The organism is Janthinobacterium sp. HH106 (assembly GCF_001758725.1).
Lineage (GTDB): Bacteria > Pseudomonadota > Gammaproteobacteria > Burkholderiales > Burkholderiaceae_D > Janthinobacterium.
The window spans coordinates 92,177-115,388 of record NZ_LRIC01000001.1 but is presented as its reverse complement, the minus strand read 5'-3'; the positions used below and the strand labels follow the sequence as shown (position 1 = coordinate 115,388).

Here is a 23,212-nt window from a genome sequence, read left to right as displayed (position 1 = left end):
AAGGAACACAGTAAAAATGAAAATTGTTGCAATTATTCAAGCTCGAATGGGATCGAGCCGCTTGCCACGCAAGGTCTTGTCGGATATTGCCGGCCGCACCATGATCGATCGCATTATCGAACGCGTCTCTGCAGCCAGCCTGATCAACGAAATCGTCGTGGCGACGTCGCTCAGCGAAGACGACGACGTCCTCGTCGAACATGTGCTGGCGGGTGGCGCTGCACGCGTATTCCGTGGCTCAATGGATGACGTGTTGTCACGCTATTATGAATCTGCGCGCCTGCATGGAGCTACGCACATTGTCCGCATCACGGCGGACGACCCGCTAAAGGACCCGCAGATTATTGACCGTGCAGTGCGACTGCTGCTTGAAGACACCAGCCTCGCTTACTGTTCGAATACAATTACACCGACCTTCCCCGAGGGTCTTGACGTCGAAGCATTCACCTTCACGGCGCTGGAAACAGCGCACCGCGAAGCGCAGCTACCTTCCGAGCGCGAACACGTGACTCCATATATCTGGAAAAACAGCGCCCTATTCAAGGCGTTGAATTTTGTCCATGATACAGAACTGCAGGATTGGCGCTGGACTGTGGACAAGCCGCAGGACCTCGAATTCATGCAGCATGTCTATACGCAGTTTCAGGACCAGCCGCTGGTTCCATATCAGGCCGTGATCAAGTGGCTTGAATCGAATCCGCACATTCGTCTTCTCAATGCCGACACCATCCGCAACGAGGGATACTTTAAATCTTTGAAATCAGAGGAAAAATGACGACCACAAAGCAAGCATCCGCGACCGCCGCCAGACTGTATGGCAATGAACTGAAATATGTCACCGAGGTGATAGATTCGGAGTTCCGAAGCTCGAAGGGTTCGGGCATGATGCGTCGCCTGGAGGAAGCCTTTGCCGAACGTTTCGACGCCAAGTATGCGATTTCCTTCGTCAACGGCACGGCGACCATGCACGCGGCACTGGAGGCGTATGGCATCGGCCCAGGCGATGAGGTCATTGTACCGCCACTGACGATGTCCGCGACAACCTTTGCCGTCCTGCAGGCAAACGCAACGCCAGTATTTGCCGATGTCGATGCCGACACCTTCCAGATCAGTGCCGAGTCGATCGCCGCACGCATCACGCCCAAAACCCGCGCAATCATCACCGTGGCCCTGTATGGCATGTCGCCGGACATGGATGCGATCATGGCATTGGCCAAGCAACACAACTTGTTCGTCATTGAAGACAATGCTCAGTGCTTCCTCGGCAAATACAAAGGTAAAATCGTCGGCACGCTCGGCCATTGCGCCAGCTTCAGCTTCCAGAGTTCGAAGCATCTGAGCAGTGGTGAAGGCGGCATGATTATCACCGATGACATTGAACTGGCCGAGAAGATCCGCAAGGTCCAGTCGCTCGGCTACGCTGGTGTCGGCGCAACCAAGGCAAAGATTACCAAGAAAGATATTCAAGACCCATACTACTCGCGCCACGTGACGATGGGCTGGAATTACCGCATCCCCGAACTGTGCGCAGCAGTAGCGCTGGCTCAGGTCGAAAATATCGAGCCACTGGTGCAAACACGGGTAGATGCTGCGGCACTGTTTACGAATGCAGCCAAGGGTTTTGACTGGTTCAAACCGCAATTCGTCGGCCCTGAATACGTCAACACCTACTGGACTTGGGTGGCGCGCCTTGACCACACGGATATTACCTGGCATGAGTTCCGCGATCGTTTCGTGGAGTTGGGTGGCGACGGCGTATACGCGGCATGGAAGCTGACGTATCTGGAGCCGATGTTCGAAACCATGAACCTGCTGGGCCGTGAAGATTTCATCTCTGCGGAAAATCGCGCACAATACAAACCTGGCCTGTGCCCGGTTGCCGAACGCATCGCGCCGCGTCTGCTGCAGTTCAAGACGAATTACTGGAACTTGGCTGATGCTGAACGCCAGGCTGAAATCCTGCGCGCCACGCTGCAAAGTTTCGAGAAATGACACCGATGCGTGTAATGGTACTGGGAGCAACAGGGTTAATGGGCAGCACGCTCGTGCCATACCTGCGCCAGTGCGGTCATGCGGTCTTCACCAACGCGTCCGCTGCGGGCGCGCGGGTTGATCTGACGCAAGACGATGCCATGCGCGCCTGCCTGGACCAGGCAATGCCGGATGCTATCATCAATCTGATCGCCCTGACCAATGTGGACGAGTGCGAGAGGTCGCCGCAGCAAGCCTACCTCGTGAATACCAGGATCGTCGAGAATATTGCCGCGTGGATGCGCGACACTGACCGGCATGTCCATCTGATCCATATTTCTAGCGATCAAGTGTACAATGCGGCCGGCCCGCACCGGGAAGATCAGGTTGCGCTGTCGAACTACTACGGCTTTTCAAAATATGCAGGTGAACTGGCCGCTGCAACCGTGCCGCATACGATTCTGCGCACGAATTTCTTCGGTGTCAGCCAGTGCCCGGGCCGCACCAGCTTTAGCGACTGGCTCGTGCGAGCCCTGCGCCAGGGCGAATCCATCACCGTGTTCGATGATGTCCTATTCAGCCCCTTGTCTCTCGGGACGCTGGTTTCGCTCATCGAGCAGGTGCTCGCGCACCCAATACAGGGCGTCTTCAACGTCGGCAGCAGAGAGGGTTTGTCAAAAGCCGATTTCGCCTTCGCGTTGGCGCAGCAATTGAATCTGTCCTGCGCAAACATGCGCCGCGGCAGCTCCAGTAGCAGCCCCCTGACAGCCTACCGCCCGAAAGATATGCGGCTTGATGTGGCAAAGTTTGAAGCAGCCATGGGTATGCCAATGCCTATTTTACAAAAAGAAATTTATAGCGTTTGTAAGGAATATGAAAATGCTGCGCGTTAATTCCGAATTAAAGATTGATAACAAGACCATCAGCAATGATAGTCCGACGTATTTCATCGCCGATATTGCCGCTAACCACGACGGCGACCTGGAACGCGCCAAGGACCTTATTTATATGGCTGCTGAAGCCGGTGCCGATGCAGCCAAGTTCCAGCATTTCAAGGCGGACACTATCGTCAGCGACCATGGCTTCAAGGCCCTTAGCGGTGACCAGTCGCACCAGTCTAAATGGAAGAAGTCCGTGTTCGACGTCTACCAGGATGCCTCCGTCGGCCTGGGGTGGACACCAACGCTGGTTGACACCTGCAAAAAAGCGGGGATTACCTTCTTCACCAGCCCCTACGCACTCGACCTGGTTGATGCTATCGATCCGTTCGTTCCTGCGTATAAGGTGGGCTCTGGCGACATCACATGGGTGGAAATCATCGAGTACATCGCTGCCAAGCAGAAGCCCTATATCTTGGCGACAGGTGCCTCGACAATGGACGATGTGCTGCGTGCCGTTACAGCAGGCCTGGCGATCAATCCGAACCTCGCTTTGATGCAATGCAACACCAATTACACCGCAGAACTTGAAAATTTCAAGTACATCCAGCTCAACGTACTGAAATGCTATCGGGAAATGTTCCCGCACATGGTGCTGGGCCTCAGTGATCACACTCCAGGTCACGCAACCGTACTCGGCGCAGTTGCTCTTGGTGCTCGCATGATCGAGAAACACTTCACCGACGACACCAAGCGAGTCGGACCTGATCATGCCTTCTCCATGGATCCTGCCTCTTGGCGCGACATGGTCGAGCGCACGCGCGAACTGGAATTTGCCCTGGGAACGGGCATCAAACGCGTGGAAGAAAACGAAAGCAAAACCGTGGTTCTGCAACGCCGCGCCATTCGCCTGGCCACTGACTTGCCAGCAGGCACGGTGCTACGCGCCGAGCATCTGAATTTTCTGCGTCCCTGCCCAGCAGACGCGTTGCCACCATACTGCATCACCCAGGTAGTTGGAAAAACCTTGTCGGTCAATGGCGTCGCCGGCCAGCATATCAGCATCGGATCTCTGGCGTGAGGCAGCAGCACGGCGGAAAAATCGCGGCCGTCATTCCAGCATGGAACGAGGCCGCAACGATTGCCCAGGTCGTCAGCGGTCTGCAAGGTATCGCCTTGCCAATTGTTGTCGATGACGGCTCATCGGATGACACCGCCGCGCTGGCGCTGCAAGGCGGCGCAGTGGTCGTGCGCCACGGCATCAACCGCGGCTACGATGCGGCCATTGACAGCGGCTTCGCAGAAGCGGCGCGTCTCGGTTGTGAATATGTGATTACCATCGATGCCGACGGTCAGCATGACACTGCCGCCTTGGTCGCCGCAGTTGGCATATTGCAGGCTGGCGCCCGGCTCACCGTAGGTGTGCGCGACGTGCAGCAGCGGCTCGGCGAAACCCTGTTCTGCCTGGTCGGCAAGCGCATGTGGGGGATGGATGATCCATTATGCGGCGTTAAAGGTTATCACATCGATCTATATCGAAAGCTGGGGGCATTCGACACCTACCGGTCGGTTGGCACGCAATTGGCGATCCATAGCGTCCTGACCGGCACGCCTGTCGTCCAGTTTCCACTGAAGACCAGGGAGCGCCTGGGCCAGCCCCGTTTTGGGACCACCTTGAGCGCGAATCTGAAAATTGTACGCGCCCTTGCCATTGGTATCTGCAGAACCATCCGCCATCGGTACGTCGTGCGCACATGAGTGAACCGCGCACCGGTTCGCAAGCTCCGCTCAAGGAGCGGGCACGCGCCGCACTACAGTCCCTCCCCGCCCTCAATTCGCGCGCCGTATTTGCCATCGCTTACGCGGGCAGTGCTGGCGTGCAAAAAGGCCTGGGACTGTTGCTTTTCCTGTGGCTGGCTCACTCGCTACCGGTAGACGCGTATGCGCAATTTGGCCTGTTTTATGCGCTGCAAACAGGTATTACCGCGTTCGCTATCGCCGGCATCATGGAGTCGGTGGTGGGCATGCTGAAAGACCGTCCCGCTGGAAAGGCACGAACCAGTCTGTTCAGTGCCGCCAATACGGTATTCCTGCTGCTGGCCGCGCTGTCGACCATGTTGACCGTGCTCAGCTACCGCCTCATAGTTTCCAACACGCCAGCATCATGGGCGGAACTGCTGTTGGTCGCCGCAACGGGCGTCATCACGGCATTTTTTACCCTGCAGGCCCTGCTTACACGCCTCGAAGAAAAACATCTGGCATCCCTGTGCCTGAATTCGCTGCCCGCACTGGCCGGCCTGCTGGCCGGTTTTCTCGCCTTCGCAGCCATCCGCACCGTGCCCGCTTTTTTTGCCGGCACTGCGCTGGGCCTGCTATTGTCGCTGCCTGCGCTGACGTGGAAAAAAGTACCCTCGTATGGTTTTGCACGGCAGGGCAGCGACGTCAGACTGATACTGGCGCGTATCGCGCCCTTCGTTCTGATTGTCCTGCTCGGATGGCTGAGCGGCTATGGCAACACCTATCTCGTTCAGTACTTTTTCAATCCCAATGATGTGGCCCGCTTCACCTTCGCCTATTCAATCTCGTCAATCATGCAATTGGTGGCCACCTCGCTCAATCAAGTGTGGAGTCCGCGCTTCTTCCAATTGGTGCATGAATTGACGATTACCGAAGTCGAAGCAAAGAACCACCATTTTTACCGCCTGCAAGGTCTGGCGCTCGGTCTGTTCGGCGGTGCAGTACTGCTCATCCTGCCACTGGTGATCCAGGCAGTCGGCCCTTCCTTGCGCCCCTACCAGCATCTCGAACTGGAAATGTTTTTCCTGTTCTCGGCCTACGCCGTGTCGATTCCGTGGTGGCACATCCAGAATTATTATCTGGTGCATGGCAAGGGCCATCAGCTGATGAATGTAACACTGGCCACCAGTATCGCTGGCCTGATCGCCTGGGCCGCATTGATGCTGGCGCTTGGCGTGCTCGGCGTCTACGCCGGATTTTTCGCGATGATGCTGCTGCGCTCGATCGGCGTATTTTTCCACGCCCGCCAGTGGTGGCAAATTCGCCTGTTATGGCAAGGACCGGCATTGGCGACCTTAATGCTCGGCGGCTGTACGCTGCTTGCCAGCCAATTCGCCCACGCTCCCTGAACCAGCTACTTTAGATTGATTAAGCATGGACTACACAATTATAAAAAAAATTATGCTCGACTGTTTCAAAATCGAGAAAATTCGCTATGACGAGGTGCCAGTACTGACTGTCGCACACGATAACGACCGCAGCCTCTTACACAAAGGAAAATACTATTCTCCATTGATCGACACCATGGAGGACGACCTGGCGCAACGCGGCGTGGCCTGCATCAGCGTGGCACGCATCATCTCTACCGTGAAGGGCGAGTTGAGCTATGCACGCGTGTACTCGCCGGAAGGTGCTTTTGCCCGCGCCTTGGTGGTAAAGCGCCTGCTGGCAAAATTCACACGCGCAGCCTACCCCTATTCGGCGATGGAAGAGCGGATCTGGGGTGACATTCTCGACCAGACCAAGGCAAAGAAAGTTTTTGGCATCCAGCCATCGCGTGAACTCTGCGTGGCCTGCCACAAACGCGGTGTATGGGTAGCAGACGTCCAACACGGCGTCATTGCAGAAACCCACCCATGGTATGGCGCCTCGTTCCGTGCCGCCGATCCGATCGAATACCTGCCGAACGCCTTCCTGTGCTGGGATGAAGGAAGCGCCGAGGTAATCCGCGAATGGGCCACGCCGAAAGGTGTAGTCACCAATGTCATCGGCAACCGCTGGCTGGCGCGCTTTACACGTCCAGCCGCTAACGATGCCCTGGTACAGGAACTTTCCGCCGACTATCAGTTGCGCACTGTACGAGATGAACGCAAAACAGTCATGATGAGTCTTTCATGGGGGTGCACCAATATACCGAACGGCTTCATTGGCGAGGAACTGGAACAAGTCATCCGCAAGACTGCATCGACCTATCGCTGGCTTCTACGCCTGCACCCGAATCAGATTCAGGGCTTCGCCACGCATGAAGGCCCTAACTTCATCAAATATTTCAACCAATCGCTGCGCGGCTATGCAGAATGGGAGCTGGCCACCCAGGCGCCGTTACCAGTCGTTCTCCGCGATATCGACTTGCACGTATCATGGAATAGCTCTGTATGCATAGAAGCGGCACAGGTGGGTATTAAATCAGCGCTGCTCGACCCGAACTTGCGGGCGGATGAATCCAAGGGTGACTATTACTCTTACTATAAACAGGCCGGTCTGGTCGAACTCATCTCGGAATCGGAAGCCAGCCTGACCGCCTGGCTCGCGGACAATATCGATAGCAAGCGGCCAGCAGAATCCTTTGACGCCTTTGACGAGCGGTACGTGCAGTTACTGGATTTTCTGGCGAAATAAGGCAGCGATGATCTTCACCACCGCGCACGCGAAACACCTCGCGTACACCGCCTTTCTGATGCTGCTGGTCGCTGCCTTCGCCTTGCGCATCGAGTGGCTGGTTGGCCTTTATCTCGGCGTCGCTTTGTGCGTCGTGCTGCGAAACGCCCATATGTTTCGATTGGCTAACAACGTCGAGCGCTACATGATGCTCTTACTCCTGTGCACTCTCACATTGATGCTACCGTTGAGCACAATGCGCAGTTGGACAGCCCCGATGCACTACGGTATTTCACTACTGTCCATGGGTGCAGCATTCGTCCTGAGCCGCGATAAGGATGCACTGCTGGCCGCTTGCAAATATTCACTATTGGCGGCTTTGGCAGCGCTCTTTGCCGCACTGGTTGTCACAGGACTCAGCGATTTTCCACTGGAAAACCTGATTCCCGATTCCAGCAGCAACGGCATCACGTCCTATCTCATCGTGCTGCAGGCAACCTATTCCACACTAAAATTCCTGCGCCACCGCCAGGCCAGCCTTGTCACTGCTTCGCTAACACTATTTGTTTGCATCATCGGCTACGGCCGCGGCTCCATCCTTGCTTCCACAGCTATTTTGGCAGTAAATCTATTGTCCTATCTGTCCTGGAGACGCGACCTGCGCGGCCTACGCAGTATCGTGCTAGGTCTTGGAGCAGTATTCCTGGTGTCGATTTACTTTGCCGACGATATCGTCGATTTCGTCGAGTCCAATACAAAAATCGGTTCCGGGCTGGTCGATGAACCGCGTCAGCGCATCCTGACCGACTACATGAACAAGATTAACTGGGCGAGCGCGCTGACAGGCGCCGACTACGAGGGCACTAGCATCGAGTCCGACTTCAACGGCAATCCCCATAACTCCTTTGTGCGCGCTCATCATATTTTCGGTGCACTGTACCTGCTGTCGCTGGCCGCCTTTCCCCTGGCGTTGCTGCGAAGAAGGCTGCCATCGTCTGTGAAGGCATTTTCCGGAAGCATGCTGTTGATCGTACTGTTTCGCTGTGCGACGGAACCAGTACTGTTCCCTACGATTTTTGATTTCTATTTTTTCGCCTTCTTTTTCGCTCTCAGCGGAAAATTTCTGCCACATCCGCCCAGAAACAGGATCGCCAGTTCATGAACACGCCGCCACGTCACCACAATAATTTCAATCTGATCCGTTTGCTTGCCGCGTTACAGGTCATGAGCGTGCATGCGCTGAACCATTTCGGCATTAGCGGATATGCCGTCGAGATCTTAAAAGTTTTCCCCGGCGTACCAACGTTTTTTTTCCTCAGCGGCTATCTGATCTGCTCCTCCTACCAGCGCATGGAAGGAAAGGGGCTGCTGGCCTTCTTCAAGAACCGCGTACTACGCATCTATCCAGCATTATGGGTGTGCATACTGCTGTCGACCGCCACAGTGTTCATCCTGGGCTATCTGCCTACTCCTGGCCTGAGCCTGTCGTCGTTCTTCATGTGGCTGACCGGCCAAATGACGATACTGCAGTTCTACAACCCCGAGTTCATGCGCGGCTTTGGTGTCGGTGTCTTGAATGGCGCTCTGTGGACCGTATCGATTGAACTGCAGTTTTACCTGCTGATGCCTGTCGTCTACTATCTTGCACGGCGCGCCAAGGCGCTCCTCATACTGCTATTCTTGTTGTCTATGGCAATCAACGTCTATCTTGGGCAACACTTGGACTGGAGCATCATGTACATGAAATTGCTGTATGTGTCATTCGCTCCCTGGATATATATCTTTCTGCTGGGTTGCTTTATAGCACTTAACGAGAACTGGATTACCAAGATCCAGCGCCTCGAGTACAAATATCTGCTGCCCGCCTACTTGCTGGCGATGAACTTCATCGGCAGTTATCAGCGCAATGCGGAAAACGGCATCAATCCGGTCGCCGTCGTGTTGCTTGTTGCGCTACTGCTCAAGTTTGGCACGGCACAACTGGCGCTGCCTGCTAAAATAACCGCCGTTATCCGTAAAACGGACTTCTCCTACGGGCTCTATCTCTACCATATGCCGGTCATTAATGTGCTGTTGTTCACCGGCGTGTTTTCTGCGGGCATCAACGTCTTCGCCACGATCATCGTCAGTGTCGTGGCCGCGATGTTTTCCTGGTATGTCATCGAGCGCCCCGCTTTGAAACATAAGTACTAAGCCAATATAATTGCAACATCAACTTCTGGGAATAAGAACGATTATGTCGTCCGCTGCCACGTCAAACTATCAAATTTGCACCAATTGCGTAATGGACACGTCCGATTCAAAGATTACCTTTGACGCGAACGGGGTCTGTGATCACTGCACCACTTTCAAGGAAAAAATCGCTCCAAACTGGCACACGGACGCCCGTGGCCAGCAGGAACTGGACAAACTCGCCGCCGCCATCAAGGTTGCCGGCAAAGGCAAGGATTTCGATTGCATCATTGGTATGAGCGGCGGTATCGACAGTTCCTATCTGACGTATATCGCGAAGGAAAAGTTGGGCTTGCGACCACTGGTATTTCACGTTGATGCAGGCTGGAACTCGCAAGAGGCTGTCAATAATATCGAACGCATTGTCGACTGCCTGAAACTCGACCTGTACACCGAAGTAATCGACTGGCAAGAAATGCGCGATCTGCAGCTCGCTTTCTTCAAATCAGGCGTTTCGCACATCGACACCCCGCAGGACTATGCCTTCTTTGCGACGATGTACAAGTTCGCCGAAAAACATGGCATCAAGTATATTCTGACCGGGGCCAACCTGTCGACCGAGTGCATCCGCAATCCCATCGAATGGATGTACTACCAGTCCGATTCCATCCAGCTGCACGACATTCATCGCCGCTTCGGCAAGAAGGCCCTGAAGAATTTCCCCACAACGTCCATCTTGCGCCACAAGATTTATTTGCCCTACATCAAAGGGATCAAAATCGTGCGCCCGCTCAACTTCGGGCCGTATATCAAGGAAGAGGCTGTCGAACTGCTCAAGCAGAAATTCGACTGGCAACCGTATCCGCAAAAACACTTCGAATCACGATTCACGCGCTTCTACGAGGGATATTGGCTGCCAAAGAAATTCGGCTACGATACCCGCCGCGTTCAGTATGCAAGCCTGATCGTGACCAATCAGATGACGCGGGAGCAGGCGCTGGAAAACTTGAAGCAGCCGGCCCTCAGCGAGGACGTGGCGCGCCAGGAATTCGAGTACGTGGCGACCAAGCTGGGTATTACTGTTGCCGAACTGCAAAGCTATATGGATGCCCCCAACAAAAGCTACAAAGACTATAAGTCGCAGGAAAGTTTTTATCTGTTTGGCGCCAAGGTAATGAAATTCCTTGGCCTGGAGCTGGGCGGGAAACGATGATTACCATCGTCGACTATGGCCTGGGCAACGTACTGGCCGTCGCCAACATCTACAAACGTCTTGGCATTCCGGTTACCATCGCCACCAACGCAGCAGAGCTGCGCGGTGCAAAAAAAATCGTTTTGCCAGGCGTGGGCGCCTTCGACTGGGCGATGACGCGCTTGCAGGAATCGGGCATGCGCGAATGCCTGGATCAACTGGTGCAGGGTGAGTACAGCCACGTAATCGGCATCTGCGTCGGCATGCAGATGCTGGCCACACGCAGCGACGAGGGTAGCTTGCCTGGCCTGGGCTGGATTGACGCCGATGTCAAGCGCTTTGACGACACGCACATGCTGCAACAGACCCATTTGCCGCACATGGGCTGGAATGACGTCGTGCCGCAGCGCCCCAACAGCCTGTTCAAGAACCTGGACGCCGGCGCGCGCTTCTATTTCTTGCATTCATATTATTTTTCCCCACATAAGCAGGAAGACGTGCTGGCGGTGGCCGACTATAACGGCCCATTCACTTGCAGCGTCAACTCCGGCAACGTCTTTGGCGTGCAATTCCACCCCGAAAAGAGCCATCAATGGGGCATCCAATTGTTACAGAATTTTGCGGAGCTGTAAGATGTTACGACCACGAATCATTCCCTGCCTGCTAATCCAGAACGGCGGGTTGGTCAAGACCGTCAACTTCGGCAGCCCAAAGTATGTCGGCGACCCGCTGAACGCCGTTCGCATTTTCAATGAGAAGGAAGTTGACGAACTGATCGTCATCGATATTGATGCCACCGTGCACAAACGCGAACCCGACTATGCATTGATCAAGTCGCTGGCGGCCGAGTGCCGCATGCCCCTGTGCTATGGCGGAGGGGTAAAAACGGTCGAGCAGATACAAACAATCATTGGCCTTGGCGTCGAGAAGGTCGCCCTTAGCTCGGCGGCCTTGGCTGATCCGGAACTGGTTTCCCGGGCCGCCGAAAAAGTTGGAAGCCAAAGCGTCGTCGTCATCCTGGACGTCAAGAAGAGCGGTCTATTTCGCAAGTACGAGGTATTCACCCACAATGGCAGCCGTGGAAGTGGCGTCGGTCCGGCCGAACTGGCAAAAAAAATGCAGGCACTTGGCGCGGGCGAAATTGTCATCAATTCCATCGAACGCGACGGACAGATGAAGGGCTACGATGTCGACCTGATCGACACCGTGCGAGCCGCAATCACGCTGCCCATGACTGCCCTGGGCGGCGCCGGCAGCCTGCAGGACGTGAGCGACCTGATTCGCCGCTTCGACATCATTGGAGCCGCTGCCGGCAGCCTGTTTGTCTTTAAGGGGACCTATCGCGCCGTCCTGATCAACTATCCCAACCGTCAAGACAAGGACGCGCTGGTCCTGAAAGCGGGCCAACGGAACGAAAGCGCTATTTAATCCTCTCAGAGGCATGGAGAACAAGTGAAACAAATTTTGCAAAGCCTGAAAACAGGCGCTACTACCGTGGCCGATGTGCCCTGTCCTACAGTGGGCAAAGGCGGCGTATTGATACGCTCATCGCGCACGCTGGTATCCGTCGGCACCGAACGTATGTTGGTCGAGTTCGGCAAAGCGGGCTGGATCGAAAAAGCCCGCCAGCAACCCGACAAGGTGCGCATGGTACTCGACAAAATCAAGACGGACGGGCTGGCACCAACGCTCGAAGCGGTCTTCAACAAGCTCGATCAGCCATTGCCTCTGGGTTATTGCAATGTCGGCACGGTGCTGCAAACCGGACAGGGCGTCAACGGCATCACGCTCGGTGATCGCGTAGTCTCGAACGGCAAACACGCAGCGGTCGTCAGCGTACCGATGAATCTGTGCGCGACCATTCCGCCAGGCGTCTCCGACGAGCAGGCCGCATTCACAGTACTGGCGTCGATCGGTCTGCAAGGTATCCGCTTGGCACAACCAACTCTCGGTGAAGCCGTCGTGGTTACGGGTCTGGGCTTGATCGGGCTGATGACAGTGCAACTGTTGCGTGCGCATGGCTGCCGCGTACTGGGCATCGATTACGATCCTGCCAAGCTGCAGTTAGCCAAACAATATGGCGCCGAGGTCGTCGATCTGAGCGCCGGCGAAGACCCCCTGGCGGCGGCGAATACCTTCTCGCGCGGGCGCGGTGTCGACGCCGTACTCATCACAGCTTCGACGACCAGCAACGAACCGGTGCATCAAGCGGCATTGATGTCGCGCAAGCGCGGACGCATCGTGCTGGTCGGTGTAACCGGGCTGGAACTGTCACGCGCCGATTTCTATGAAAAGGAACTCACCTTTCAGGTCTCTTGTTCCTATGGCCCAGGCCGCTACGACCCGAATTACGAGGAAAAAGGCCAGGACTATCCGGTAGGTCTGGTACGCTGGACCGAACAACGCAATTTCGAGGCAGTACTCGACATGATGGCCGACGGCAGACTCAACGTTGACGCGTTGATCTCGCATCGCTTCACGATCGACCAGGCGGAGAATGCCTATGCCCTGTTGTCTGGCAGTGCGCCAGCGCTCGGCATTTTGCTCGAATACCCATCCGACGAGACCATTCCCGACACGGTACTGCGCCAGCGTACGGTTGAACTGGCAGAAGGAGGGACTCGCGGGGCAGGTTTAGCCTTCATCGGATCGGGCAACTATGCTACGGCGGTCTTGATTCCCGCCTTCAAGAGCGCAGCGGCGACGCTGAAGACGGTGGTTTCGAACAATGGCGTCTCCGGCGTCCATGCAGGGCGCAAATTTGGTTTCCACGCCACCACTACCGATACCGACTCTGTATTCATCGATCCGCAGGTTCACGGAGTCGTCATCAGTACCCGCCATGATAGCCATGCCAAGCTCGTTTGCCAGGCGCTCGCTGCCGGCAAACATGTATTTGTTGAGAAACCCTTGGCCTTGCACGCGGAAGAGCTGGACAAAATCGACGTGGCCTACCGCGCTGCGGCCGTGGCGGGCCATCCAGCCATGATTATGGTCGGTTTCAATCGCCGCTTTGCGCCGCATGTTCAAAAGATCAAATCCTTGCTGAACAGTATGCACGAGCCGAAGACCTTCGTCATGACGGTCAATGCCGGCGCCATTCCGGCACAGCATTGGACCCAGGACAATGAGGTGGGCGGAGGCCGCATCGTGGGCGAAGGATGCCATTTCATTGATCTGCTACGCTTTCTCGCCGGCTCACAGATTACCGAGTACCGCGTACACAAGATGCAAGCGGCTACCGCTGACACGGTCGCGCTACAGCTCGGTTTCGCGGATGGATCGATCGGCACCATTCACTATCTGGCCAATGGCAGCAAAGCCTTCCCGAAAGAACGACTCGAAATCTTCGCCAGCGGTCGAGTATTGCAGTTAGACAACTTCCGCAAACTGACGGCCTTCGGCTGGCCTGGTTTTTCCAAAATGAATCTTTGGCGGCAGGACAAGGGACAAAAGCAATGCGCAGCGGCATTCGTCGTGGCAATGCAGGACGGCGGCAAAGCCCCCATTCCCTATGACGAAGTCATGGAAGTGAGCCGGGTGACGATCGCGCTCGCGGCAGCTGCGCAATGCTAAGCCAGTACAGCGGAACAGGCGAAAAATGCGCCGCCTGCGTGCGGGTGCTGCGATGAACGACGTGGCGCTCAAGTACTGGCACACCTTGCGGCACCTGAAGCCCATTCAGTTCTATGGCCGGATCTGGTTCAAGTACAAGCCAGTAAGTGCCGACCTGCGTCCGGCGCCGCCGCTGCGGCCACTGTCCGGCACGTGGGTGGTACCGGCGGCGCGCCCGGCCAGCCTTTCGGGAGAGGCGGTTTTTTGCTTCCTGAATGAAACACATGACCTGGATACGCTGCAGGGTTGGGACGATCCCGCTGTGGGCAAACTGTGGCGCTACAATCTGCACTATTTCGACACGTTGCACAGCGCTGACGCAGCCATGCACGGGGCGCAACATCACCGTTTTCTGGACCGCTGGATGCGCGAGAATCCGCCTGGTCAAGGTAGCGGCTGGGAACCCTATCCTACTTCGCTCCGAGTCATCAATTGGATCAAATGGGCGCTGAACGGCTCACCGCTGTCGCCAGCAGAACTTGACAGCCTGGCAACTCAGGTGCGCTGGCTGTCGAAGCGACTGGAGATCCATCTATTAGGCAACCACCTGTTTGCAAACGCAAAGGCATTGATTTTTGCCGGGCTCTTTTTTTCGGGCCCTGAGGCGGCGAAATGGCTGGCAACGGGAATGCAAATACTTGCCAGCGAAATTCCCGAGCAGATCCTGCCCGATGGGGGCCAGTTCGAACGCAGCACGATGTACCATGCGCTCGCACTGGAAGACATCCTTGACCTGGACAATGTGATGCAGGCGTTCGGCGGGGCTCTCGACGCACGTGCCCGCGCGCTGGCGGCTAGCTGGCGTGCCCTGGCAGGCCCCATGCACGTCTGGCTGCTGGCAATGAGCCACCCTGACCGGCGGATCAGCTTCTTCAATGACGCCGCTTTCGACATTGCCGTGCCGACTCCGGAGCTGGAAAAGTACGCGTCACGGCTTGGCCATGCCTGTGTTCCGACCCTGCCGGACGGTGTCCATCACCTGGCCGATAGCGGCTACTTGCGCATTCAGCAAGACGAAGCAGTGGCCTTGCTCGATATAGGCCCCATCGGGCCGGACTACCTGCCTGGCCATGCCCACGCCGATACCCTGTCATTCGAACTGTCTTTATTTGGACAGCGCGTCTTCGTCAATTCCGGGACGTCGGAATATGGGCTTGGGACTGAGCGCCTGCGCCAGCGCGGCACCAGCGCCCACAACACGGTCTGCGTCAACCAGCAGGATTCCTCCGAAGTATGGAGCGGGTTTCGTGTTGCGCGCCGTGCCCGCATCACCGCCTTGCGGATCAATCCAGGCAAGGATGCGATCTCGGTCTCTTGCGCGCATGACGGCTATCATCGCCTTCCCGGAAAAAACCGGCACACCCGTACTTGGCACCTCTCGCCTGGTTCCCTGGAACTGAGCGATACGGTAAGCGGCACCTTCGGTCAGGCAGAAGCTCACTTCCACTTGCATCCCGATATCCGCGTCATGGATGGACTCTCGCAGCAGCAATGCCAGTTGAAGTTACCGGAAGGCCAGCTAATCAACTTCGGCCTCACGGGAGGAACGCTCAAAGTCTTGGAAAGCACCTGGCACCCGCGGTTCGGACAAGCCCTGCCGACAAAGTGCCTGGTGTTGCGGTTTACCGGAGCGACGCTGACAAGCGCCATCGGCTGGCACCCAGCGACAGAAAGTAGCTAACAGCGCCTCCTATCAAGAAGCGCTGCACCGATAGCAATAACGGTATCAGAAAAAGGGGGCACGCCAAGGAAACAGGAGCGGCGGCCATCGTTGCATGGTATGCTTCGAGTCCTTTTCTGAAGCAAGTACGCCATTGGCTGATATATATAGCTATAGCTTGCGTTCATGGTATTTTCAGCAGCAGCGATCAAACCAGGTAAAAGATATGCCTCCGATAGGCATGAAATAGTTCACCCGGCATGGCCGGCGCTTTATGAGATTCTATTGCAAATAGATACAAAACTTACTCTATCTTACAGAATCAATTATATCGACGGCATAAAATACCGCAAGAATCTTACCTTATAACAATGCAAAAAATACTGATTACTGGCGCCAATGGCTTTGTCGGTGCCGCGCTGTGCGAAGAACTGACGCGGCGCCAAGTCCCGTTTTCTGCGGCCGCACGCACGAAACTGACACCATCCATGTTTCCAATCGGTGATTTGAGCGCGACAACGAATTGGACAGAAGCACTGGAATCTTGTTCCGTTGTCATTCATTTGGCAGCCCGGGTCCACGTCATGCAGGAAAACGCTGCGGATGCGCTGGGTGCTTACCGGGAAATTAACGTTGCAGCAACAATGAATCTCGCACGACAGGCTGCACAACATGGCGTAAAGCGATTTATCTTCGTCAGCAGCGTGAAGGTGAACGGGGAGTCCACCTTGGCGAAACCCTTCACTGCGTCAGACATCGCCGCACCACAAGACCCCTATGGTCAGTCCAAGCATGAAGCCGAATGTGCGTTGAGAGAATTCTCCCGGCAAAACGGCATGGAAGTGGTGATCGTGAGACCACCTCTGGTGTACGGTCCTGGCGTGCGCGCCAATTTTCATCGCCTGATGCAGCTGGCCAACACCGGGCTGCCGCTGCCATTGGGAGCGGTACGTAATCGCCGCAGCATGGTGGCCCTGGACAATCTTGTCGATCTACTCATACTCTGCAGTTCCCACCCCAGAGCGGCAGGTGAAACCTTCCTGGTCTCCGATGACCACGATGTCAGCATTGGAGAATTGCTCAAGATGCTATCGACGGCGATGGGCAAGCGCTCCTGCCTGCTTCCCGTACCTGCGTCATGCCTGACCTTCGTCGCCACACTGCTGGGTCAATCGATGCAGGCACGGCGCTTGCTGGAATCACTGCAAGTGGATATTTCGCATACCAAGCAAACTCTGGACTGGTTGCCGGTGGTGAGTCTGCCTGAAGCGATGCGCAAAACCGCCTCCGCTTTTCTATCCCTTCATTGACGGTTCTAACATGAAAAAGTTTTTCGATTTCACTCTGTCGCTGACCGCGCTCATCATGCTGCTACCACCGATTATCCTGGTCGCGCTACTGGTCAAAGTAACCTCACCCGGTCCGGTGCTGTACTGGTCAGACCGTGTTGGGCGGCATAATCGTATTTTCCGCATGCCGAAATTCCGCACAATGCGCACGGGAACCCCCGCCGTAGCGACCCATTTGCTAACCGACCCGAAACAATTCCTGACCCCGGCAGGTTCCTTTCTGCGCAAATCCAGCCTGGACGAGTTACCTCAGTTGTGGAGCATTCTCTGCGGCGACATGAGTTTCGTGGGCCCGCGTCCAGCGCTGTTCAATCAGCAAGACCTCATCGAACTGCGCACCGAGCAGGGCGTCAGCACAATCTTGCCGGGCTTGACCGGCCTGGCTCAGGTCAGCGGACGTGATGAATTGGCAATCCCTGAAAAAGTCAGGCTCGATGCCGAGTATATGCAACGGCAATCTCTTTTCTTCGACATAAAGATTATCTTCCTGACCTTCCTCAAGGTCGTGCGCAGAGATGGCGTAACGCACTAAGTAATCGCCAGGAAATTATTGTGAATTTATGACAAACAGAACCGGATGCTATACAAGGCGCCGACTGCGATGCAGTGCGAGCACTGCTAGCAGTTGGCAACGCAGTAGAGCGCCGGTTATGGAAGTCAGAGATCACAAGAATTTATTGAGGGTTACTTAGATACTAACTTTATCTTGATGTGGTTCCTGCCGTCATATTGTTGAGCGGGCATCATAAACAATACCACTACTCAACAACACCATCACGCTAGAATAGTGAAATGAAATCCTTTCTTGATATATCGCGTTTCCATAAACAAATGATAGCGGCAACGGCTGATTTATTTCTTTTACCGTTGACATTCGCCCTTGCCATTCTTCTGCGATATGACGTCGTCGATTCCAATTTATTCCGCCAATATTTGTGGCTTATCCTGGCAACGCCACTCATTTCGATTCCCATTTTTATCCGGCTTGGTTTGTATCGCGCCGTCATACGCTTCATTGACCAAAAAATCGTCTACGTCATTTTATTGGGCGTGACGATTTCGGTGGCGCTGCTGGTCGCCTTGGGTGCATTCCTGACACATATGCAAGGGCTTTCCCGCGGGGTTTTTGGTATTTACTGGGTCAGTGCAATTACCTATGTGGTGGCAAGCAGATTTCTGGCGCGCGGCTTCCTGCTGCAAGCCAATGCAGAACACAAGGCCGTCCGGGTTGCAATCTACGGCGCGGGCAAGGCAGGAACACAGCTAGCCACAGCCTTGCGCGCAGGACACGAGTATCAGCCGCTGGCCTTTATCGACGACATGAAGGAACTCAGAGGCACGACCATGGCCGGGATCAAGGTGCACGCCCCATCGGACTTGGCGGAGCTGATAGCCAAGCGAAATATCAGTGAAGTGCTGCTCGCCATGCCGTCGTTGACGAAAAGTCAGAAAAAACGCATTCTCGACAAGCTCGAAGTGTTCAAGGTAAAGATCAAGGTAACTCCACCGGTCGAAAGCCTGGTCAGCGGCGAGCAACGCCTGCAAGATGTCCGCGACATTGAAATCGAAGACTTGCTGGGCCGTGATCAGGTAGCGCCGGACTTGAATCTGGTTGCAAGCTGCATCACCGGCAAGTCTGTGATGGTGACCGGTGCCGGCGGCTCGATTGGCTCCGAACTGTGCCGCCAGATCATTCGGCTGCAACCTTCCAGACTCATTCTTCTGGAAATGTCTGAATTTGCGCTGTACTCGATCAAGCAGGAGCTGAAGGGATTTAAACACGCGCATGGGCAAGAGCTAGAACTGCTGCCCTTCCTGGGTTCTGTGCTGGACACGGAGAAGTGCACGATGATCATGCGTACCTTCACGGTGGAAACGGTCTATCATGCGGCCGCCTATAAGCATGTTCCACTGGTGGAGTACAATCCCGTCGAAGGCGTGCGCAACAACGTCTTCGGCACGCTCAGCATTGCGCAGGCGGCAATGGATACAGGGGTCAAATGCTTTGTGCTGATTTCTACCGACAAGGCCGTGCGCCCGACAAATGTGATGGGCTCGACGAAACGCCTGGCTGAACTGATACTGCAGGCTTTCGCACAGGAACGCGGCAAGACGCGCTTTTGCATGGTACGCTTTGGCAACGTGTTGGGCTCGTCCGGCTCGGTCGTCCCCCTCTTTCGCAAACAGATCATGGCCGGTGGTCCCATCACACTGACGCACCCCGAAATTACGCGCTATTTCATGACCATTCCCGAGGCCGCGCAACTGGTGCTGCAGGCCGGCGCAATGGGCGAAGGCGGCGATGTTTTCGTGCTCGACATGGGGGCGCCGGTGAAGATCATGGATCTGGCCGAACGCATGGTGCATCTGAGCGGGCTGGAAGTAAAGAGCAAGTCGGCCCCGGACGGCATCGAAATCGAACATGTCGGGTTGCGCCCCGGCGAGAAGCTATACGAAGAACTGCTCATCGGCGACAATGTCGAGGGGACAGAACACCCGCTGATCATGCGCGCGCAGGAATCCGAGATACCGCACGCTGAATTACAGCTGCTGCTGGCTGAGCTCGACGACGCCTGCAAGCGCTTCGCCTATGAGGATGTGCGGACCGTATTGTTGAAAGCAGTGAAAGAATACACGCCACAATGCGGCATTGAAGACTTGATCTGGTCCGAAAAAAACAAGGCACTGGCATTACGCGGATGATGCCGGCAGCCAGGAAAAGACCGCAAGGCTGACAAAACACAACTGTCGGCAGGTCTTTCCTTGTACATATTATTCATCTATACATAATTTGAGAAATCACATGAAAAAGCAGGAAGAGTTCACCCAACACAACACAGAATACGACGAAGGTCTGATTTCCCTGACCGATCTCCTGAGTACACTGTGGCATGCGCGTCGCATGATTACTGGAATCACCGTGGCCTGTATCGCACTGGGGCTGGGTAGTACACTGTTTTTTGCCAAGTACAAAAGTGAGGGCTTTCTGCAATTTGGCGGGCCCATCCCCTTGCCAGCAGAAAAAATGACAAAAATGAAAGACGTCAAGGAAGCCGCCACCGGCATTCAACTCAGTGACTACAAGCGCTATTCGGCAGCCTTTGGCAGCCGTGGCCGCTTCGACGACTATGTGCGCGCCACCAAACTCGATAACACTCCCAGCATTGCCAGTCTGCGCGCCAACATCACCAGTGAAAAGAGCCTGAACACCATCATCGTGCCAATTTTCCCTTTCACCAAACTCGATGCCAAAGATTTAATGGAGCAGCCCAAGGAAAGCAGCAACAATGTGATCGGTTTTCGCATCAGTTACGAAGCCAGCACGCCAGAAGAGGCGCAACGTATCGTGGCCCTGCTGGGGCGCTACACGGTCGACACGATTGTCTACCTGATCTATACCGATGCACTGCGCTTCAAGCATCTGGAAATTACCGCCAAAATCACCAAGCTCGACAATGACATCATTGGCAGCAAGGAGAAACTTGCAGAATACGGCAGGCGCATCAGCAACCTCAAGCAGATAGTTTCCCGCTACCCGAAGTCCGAGGTGCAGGCAGCATCTCAAGTCGTCACCGTAACGGATGAGAACTCACGCTACCTGTCACCAGTGACGCAACTGATGAGTGCCGAAATCGAGGCCAGTGCGGCGGAAGAAGCCATTTACCAGGCCAAACGAGAACAGCAACAATATCTGTTGCTGCGTGACTATTACGATCTCGCCAAGGCTGAGCTCGACGCCAACAAATCCGGCGAAGCCGTACTGCGCGCATTGGAAGCCAGCAAAGAACGCGCATTCAAGAACAAAAACCTGAATGACGAACTGGTCAAAGAGGTATACAACAAAATTACGGTCGACAATCAAAATTCGATCAATCTTTACCTGGAAAAGAGCCGCTTTATCGCCGGCCCGAGCTTGCCGGAGAACCGCACTACCCGTCTCTCGACAGCGCTGGTTGCGAGTGCCTTGCTTGGCTTCGTGCTTGCCTGCCTGATTGCGCTCTCGCGTAAATGGTGGGTTGCAAATCGCACGCAATTAAGCAACTAAGAATACGCTCTCGGCAGGGCAGGATTCATCTGCCGAGACATCAAGTCACGGGTCACGAACTGGCAGACAACCGCCTTCATAGCCTCATCCGCGCATACGCTGGCAGCGTATGCGCCCTCCCTGCTTCAATACCACGCACGATACAATGCAAAACGCGCCATCGTCCGGCATGAAAATAGCCGGTACGATGGCGCGCATGGCGATGGCGTCGCCAGGGAATCCATACGCCGCCACTGTCCTCAATAAAAAGTGGCGCCGCAAGGATCTCCGGCAAATGCATGGCAAGACGGCAGACGCTGCATCCTGATACTGCTCCTTATTGCTTCAACAAACCACCCAGCAATGCCGCCACTTTCTGCTTCGGCTTGACTGCGGCAGGCGCCATGCTGGCGGCAGCCGGGGCTGCGGCCTTGGCCGGCTCATATGGCTTGAGGAACCAGGGATCAGCCTTTTCGCGGCGTGCGCCGGGACCAAAAGCGGGACGCGCACCGCGCTCGGCGGAGCGGCTGTCGCGGCTATCGCCGGCATGGCGGCTCTCGGGGGCGCGCGCGGGGCGTGCCTCGCCACCTTCGCTGCGGCGCGGCGGACGGCGCTCGCTGTCGCCGCTGCGGGCGGGCGCCGGGTTGAAGCCCGTCAATTCGCCGCGCTTGATGCTTTGCTTGATGAGTTTCTCGATATCGGCCAGCAAGCGCTCGTCTTTATCCGAGTAGATCGAAATGGCGTCGCCCGAGGCGCCGGCGCGGCCCGTGCGGCCGATGCGGTGCACATAATCTTCCGCGTTGTACGGCAAGTCGAAGTTGATGACGCAAGGCAGGTCGGAAATATCCAGGCCGCGCGCCGCCACGTCGGTCGCCACCAGCACGTCTATTTCGCCCTTCTTGAACGCCTCCAGCGCCGCCATGCGTTCCTGCTGGCTCTTGTCGCCATGAATCGCCGTGGCGCTCATGCCTTCCTGCTCCAGCACGCGGGCCAGGCGCGAGGCGCCGATCTTGGTGTTCGAGAATACGATGACCTGCTTCAGGTCGCGCTGGCGCAGCAGATGGGCGACCAGGGCATGCTTCTGGTCTTCCGTCACCTTGTAGACCACTTGCGTGACCTTGTCGGCCGTCTGGTTGCTGCGCGCCACTTCGATCGTCAGCGGATCGTTGAGGAAGGTGGCGGCCAGCTTCTTGATTTCTGGCGAGAACGTGGCCGAGAACATCAGGTTCTGGCGCTGTTTCGGCAACAAGTTGATGATGCGCTGCAAGTCCGGCAGGAAGCCCATGTCCAGCATGCGGTCGGCCTCATCCATGACCAGCATCTGCACCTGGCTCAGGCTGATGTTCTTTTGCTCGATATGGTCGAGCAAGCGGCCCGGCGTGGCGATGACGATTTCCACGCCGCCGCGCAGGATGACGGTTTGCGGCTTCATATCCATGCCGCCGAAGACGACGGTCGAGCGCAGCGGCGTGTGCTTGGCGTAGGCCTTGACGTTTTCGGCCACCTGCACCGCCAGCTCACGCGTCGGCGTGAGGATCAGCGCGCGCACCGGGTGGCGCGCCGGCGACATGCTGCTGCTGGCGTGCGCCATCAGCAACTGGATGATCGGCAAGGAAAAACCGGCCGTCTTGCCGGTGCCCGTTTGCGCGGCGCCCATCACATCGCGGCCTTGCAGCACCACGGGGATCGCTTGTTCCTGGATCGGTGTCGGATGGGTGTAACCCTGGTCGGTCAAGGCGCGCTGGATTTCAGGCGCAAGGCCAAAGTCGGCAAAAGTCAGGCTGGGAGCAGCGGATGCGGCAGGTGCAGGTGCAGGTGCAGGTGCAGGCGCAGCGGCGACGGGCGCCGCTTCAGGGGCAATCGCCGGGCTGGGCGTAGGAGTCGATTCGGTTTCAGACATAAATTTTCTGGTGTGCCTCCGCACTGCGGAAGCCATGCTTTCTCAATAAACAACAT

General features: G+C 56.0%; 19 protein-coding genes. 18 read left to right on the top strand and 1 reads right to left on the bottom strand.

The annotated features are described in order from the left end of the window. Positions 1–16 precede the first annotated feature (16 nt). From JAB8_RS00510 to JAB8_RS00425, 18 genes are all read left to right on the top strand, one after another. Positions 17–775, top strand: a complete 759-nt coding sequence (locus JAB8_RS00510; RefSeq protein ID WP_070287835.1) for a glycosyltransferase family protein — start codon at positions 17–19, stop codon at positions 773–775. Next, the gene (locus JAB8_RS00505) at positions 772–1,992 is read left to right on the top strand and encodes a DegT/DnrJ/EryC1/StrS family aminotransferase (RefSeq protein ID WP_070287833.1); all 1,221 of its coding nucleotides are present in this window, start codon (positions 772–774) and stop codon (positions 1,990–1,992) included. Before JAB8_RS00510 ends, JAB8_RS00505 begins: the two co-directional genes overlap by 4 nt. After that, a complete protein-coding gene (locus JAB8_RS00500) occupies positions 1,989–2,864 on the top strand; it encodes an SDR family oxidoreductase (protein WP_070287831.1) in 876 nt (291 codons plus the stop codon). Before JAB8_RS00505 ends, JAB8_RS00500 begins: the two co-directional genes overlap by 4 nt. Beyond that, positions 2,851–3,930, top strand: a complete 1,080-nt coding sequence (locus tag JAB8_RS00495; RefSeq protein ID WP_254679409.1) for an N-acetylneuraminate synthase family protein — start codon at positions 2,851–2,853, stop codon at positions 3,928–3,930. Before JAB8_RS00500 ends, JAB8_RS00495 begins: the two co-directional genes overlap by 14 nt. Then, a complete protein-coding gene (locus JAB8_RS00490; protein WP_070287828.1) occupies positions 3,927–4,607 on the top strand; it encodes a glycosyltransferase family 2 protein in 681 nt (226 codons plus the stop codon). The genes JAB8_RS00495 and JAB8_RS00490 overlap by 4 nt, the downstream gene beginning before the upstream one ends. Further along, positions 4,604–5,995, top strand: coding sequence for an oligosaccharide flippase family protein (locus JAB8_RS00485; RefSeq protein ID WP_070287826.1), 1,392 nt, complete (start codon positions 4,604–4,606; stop codon positions 5,993–5,995). The genes JAB8_RS00490 and JAB8_RS00485 overlap by 4 nt, the downstream gene beginning before the upstream one ends. 25 nt (positions 5,996–6,020) lie before the next feature. Further along, positions 6,021–7,265: a hypothetical protein gene (locus JAB8_RS00480; protein ID WP_070287823.1), complete on the top strand. Its 1,245-nt coding sequence runs from the start codon at positions 6,021–6,023 to the stop codon at positions 7,263–7,265. Between the two features lie 7 nt (positions 7,266–7,272). Continuing rightward, on the top strand, positions 7,273–8,406 hold the full coding sequence (locus JAB8_RS00475; RefSeq protein WP_070287821.1) for a hypothetical protein: 1,134 nt from the start codon (positions 7,273–7,275) through the stop codon (positions 8,404–8,406). Then, positions 8,403–9,437 (top strand): acyltransferase, encoded by a 1,035-nt coding sequence (locus tag JAB8_RS00470; protein ID WP_070287819.1) that lies wholly within the window; start codon positions 8,403–8,405, stop codon positions 9,435–9,437. Before JAB8_RS00475 ends, JAB8_RS00470 begins: the two co-directional genes overlap by 4 nt. Before the next feature lie 43 nt (positions 9,438–9,480). After that, on the top strand, positions 9,481–10,629 hold the full coding sequence (locus JAB8_RS00465) for an N-acetyl sugar amidotransferase (protein ID WP_071654364.1): 1,149 nt from the start codon (positions 9,481–9,483) through the stop codon (positions 10,627–10,629). Further along, positions 10,626–11,240, top strand: coding sequence for an imidazole glycerol phosphate synthase subunit HisH (gene hisH / locus JAB8_RS00460; RefSeq protein WP_070287815.1), 615 nt, complete (start codon positions 10,626–10,628; stop codon positions 11,238–11,240). The genes JAB8_RS00465 and hisH overlap by 4 nt, the downstream gene beginning before the upstream one ends. A 1-nt stretch (position 11,241) precedes the next feature. Continuing rightward, a complete protein-coding gene (locus JAB8_RS00455; RefSeq protein WP_070287814.1) occupies positions 11,242–12,036 on the top strand; it encodes an AglZ/HisF2 family acetamidino modification protein in 795 nt (264 codons plus the stop codon). Positions 12,037–12,060: 24 nt separating this feature from the next. Beyond that, positions 12,061–14,184, top strand: coding sequence for a bi-domain-containing oxidoreductase (locus JAB8_RS00450; protein WP_070287812.1), 2,124 nt, complete (start codon positions 12,061–12,063; stop codon positions 14,182–14,184). A gap of 25 nt (positions 14,185–14,209) precedes the next feature. Beyond that, on the top strand, positions 14,210–15,904 hold the full coding sequence (locus tag JAB8_RS00445; protein ID WP_217494174.1) for an alginate lyase family protein: 1,695 nt from the start codon (positions 14,210–14,212) through the stop codon (positions 15,902–15,904). Between the two features lie 350 nt (positions 15,905–16,254). After that, complete coding sequence (locus JAB8_RS00440; RefSeq protein WP_070287810.1) at positions 16,255–17,193, top strand: SDR family oxidoreductase; 939 nt, start codon at positions 16,255–16,257, stop codon at positions 17,191–17,193. Between the two features lie 10 nt (positions 17,194–17,203). Further along, the gene (locus JAB8_RS00435; protein ID WP_070287808.1) at positions 17,204–17,764 is read left to right on the top strand and encodes a sugar transferase; all 561 of its coding nucleotides are present in this window, start codon (positions 17,204–17,206) and stop codon (positions 17,762–17,764) included. Positions 17,765–18,024: 260 nt separating this feature from the next. Then, positions 18,025–19,935: a nucleoside-diphosphate sugar epimerase/dehydratase gene (locus tag JAB8_RS00430; protein ID WP_070287806.1), complete on the top strand. Its 1,911-nt coding sequence runs from the start codon at positions 18,025–18,027 to the stop codon at positions 19,933–19,935. Between the two features lie 100 nt (positions 19,936–20,035). After that, the gene (locus JAB8_RS00425; RefSeq protein WP_070287804.1) at positions 20,036–21,277 is read left to right on the top strand and encodes a lipopolysaccharide biosynthesis protein; all 1,242 of its coding nucleotides are present in this window, start codon (positions 20,036–20,038) and stop codon (positions 21,275–21,277) included. Between the two features lie 316 nt (positions 21,278–21,593). Here JAB8_RS00425 and JAB8_RS00420 read toward each other — a convergent pair whose 3' ends face one another. Continuing rightward, positions 21,594–23,156 (bottom strand): DEAD/DEAH box helicase, encoded by a 1,563-nt coding sequence (locus JAB8_RS00420; protein WP_070287802.1) that lies wholly within the window; start codon positions 23,154–23,156, stop codon positions 21,594–21,596. Positions 23,157–23,212: the final 56 nt, after the last annotated feature.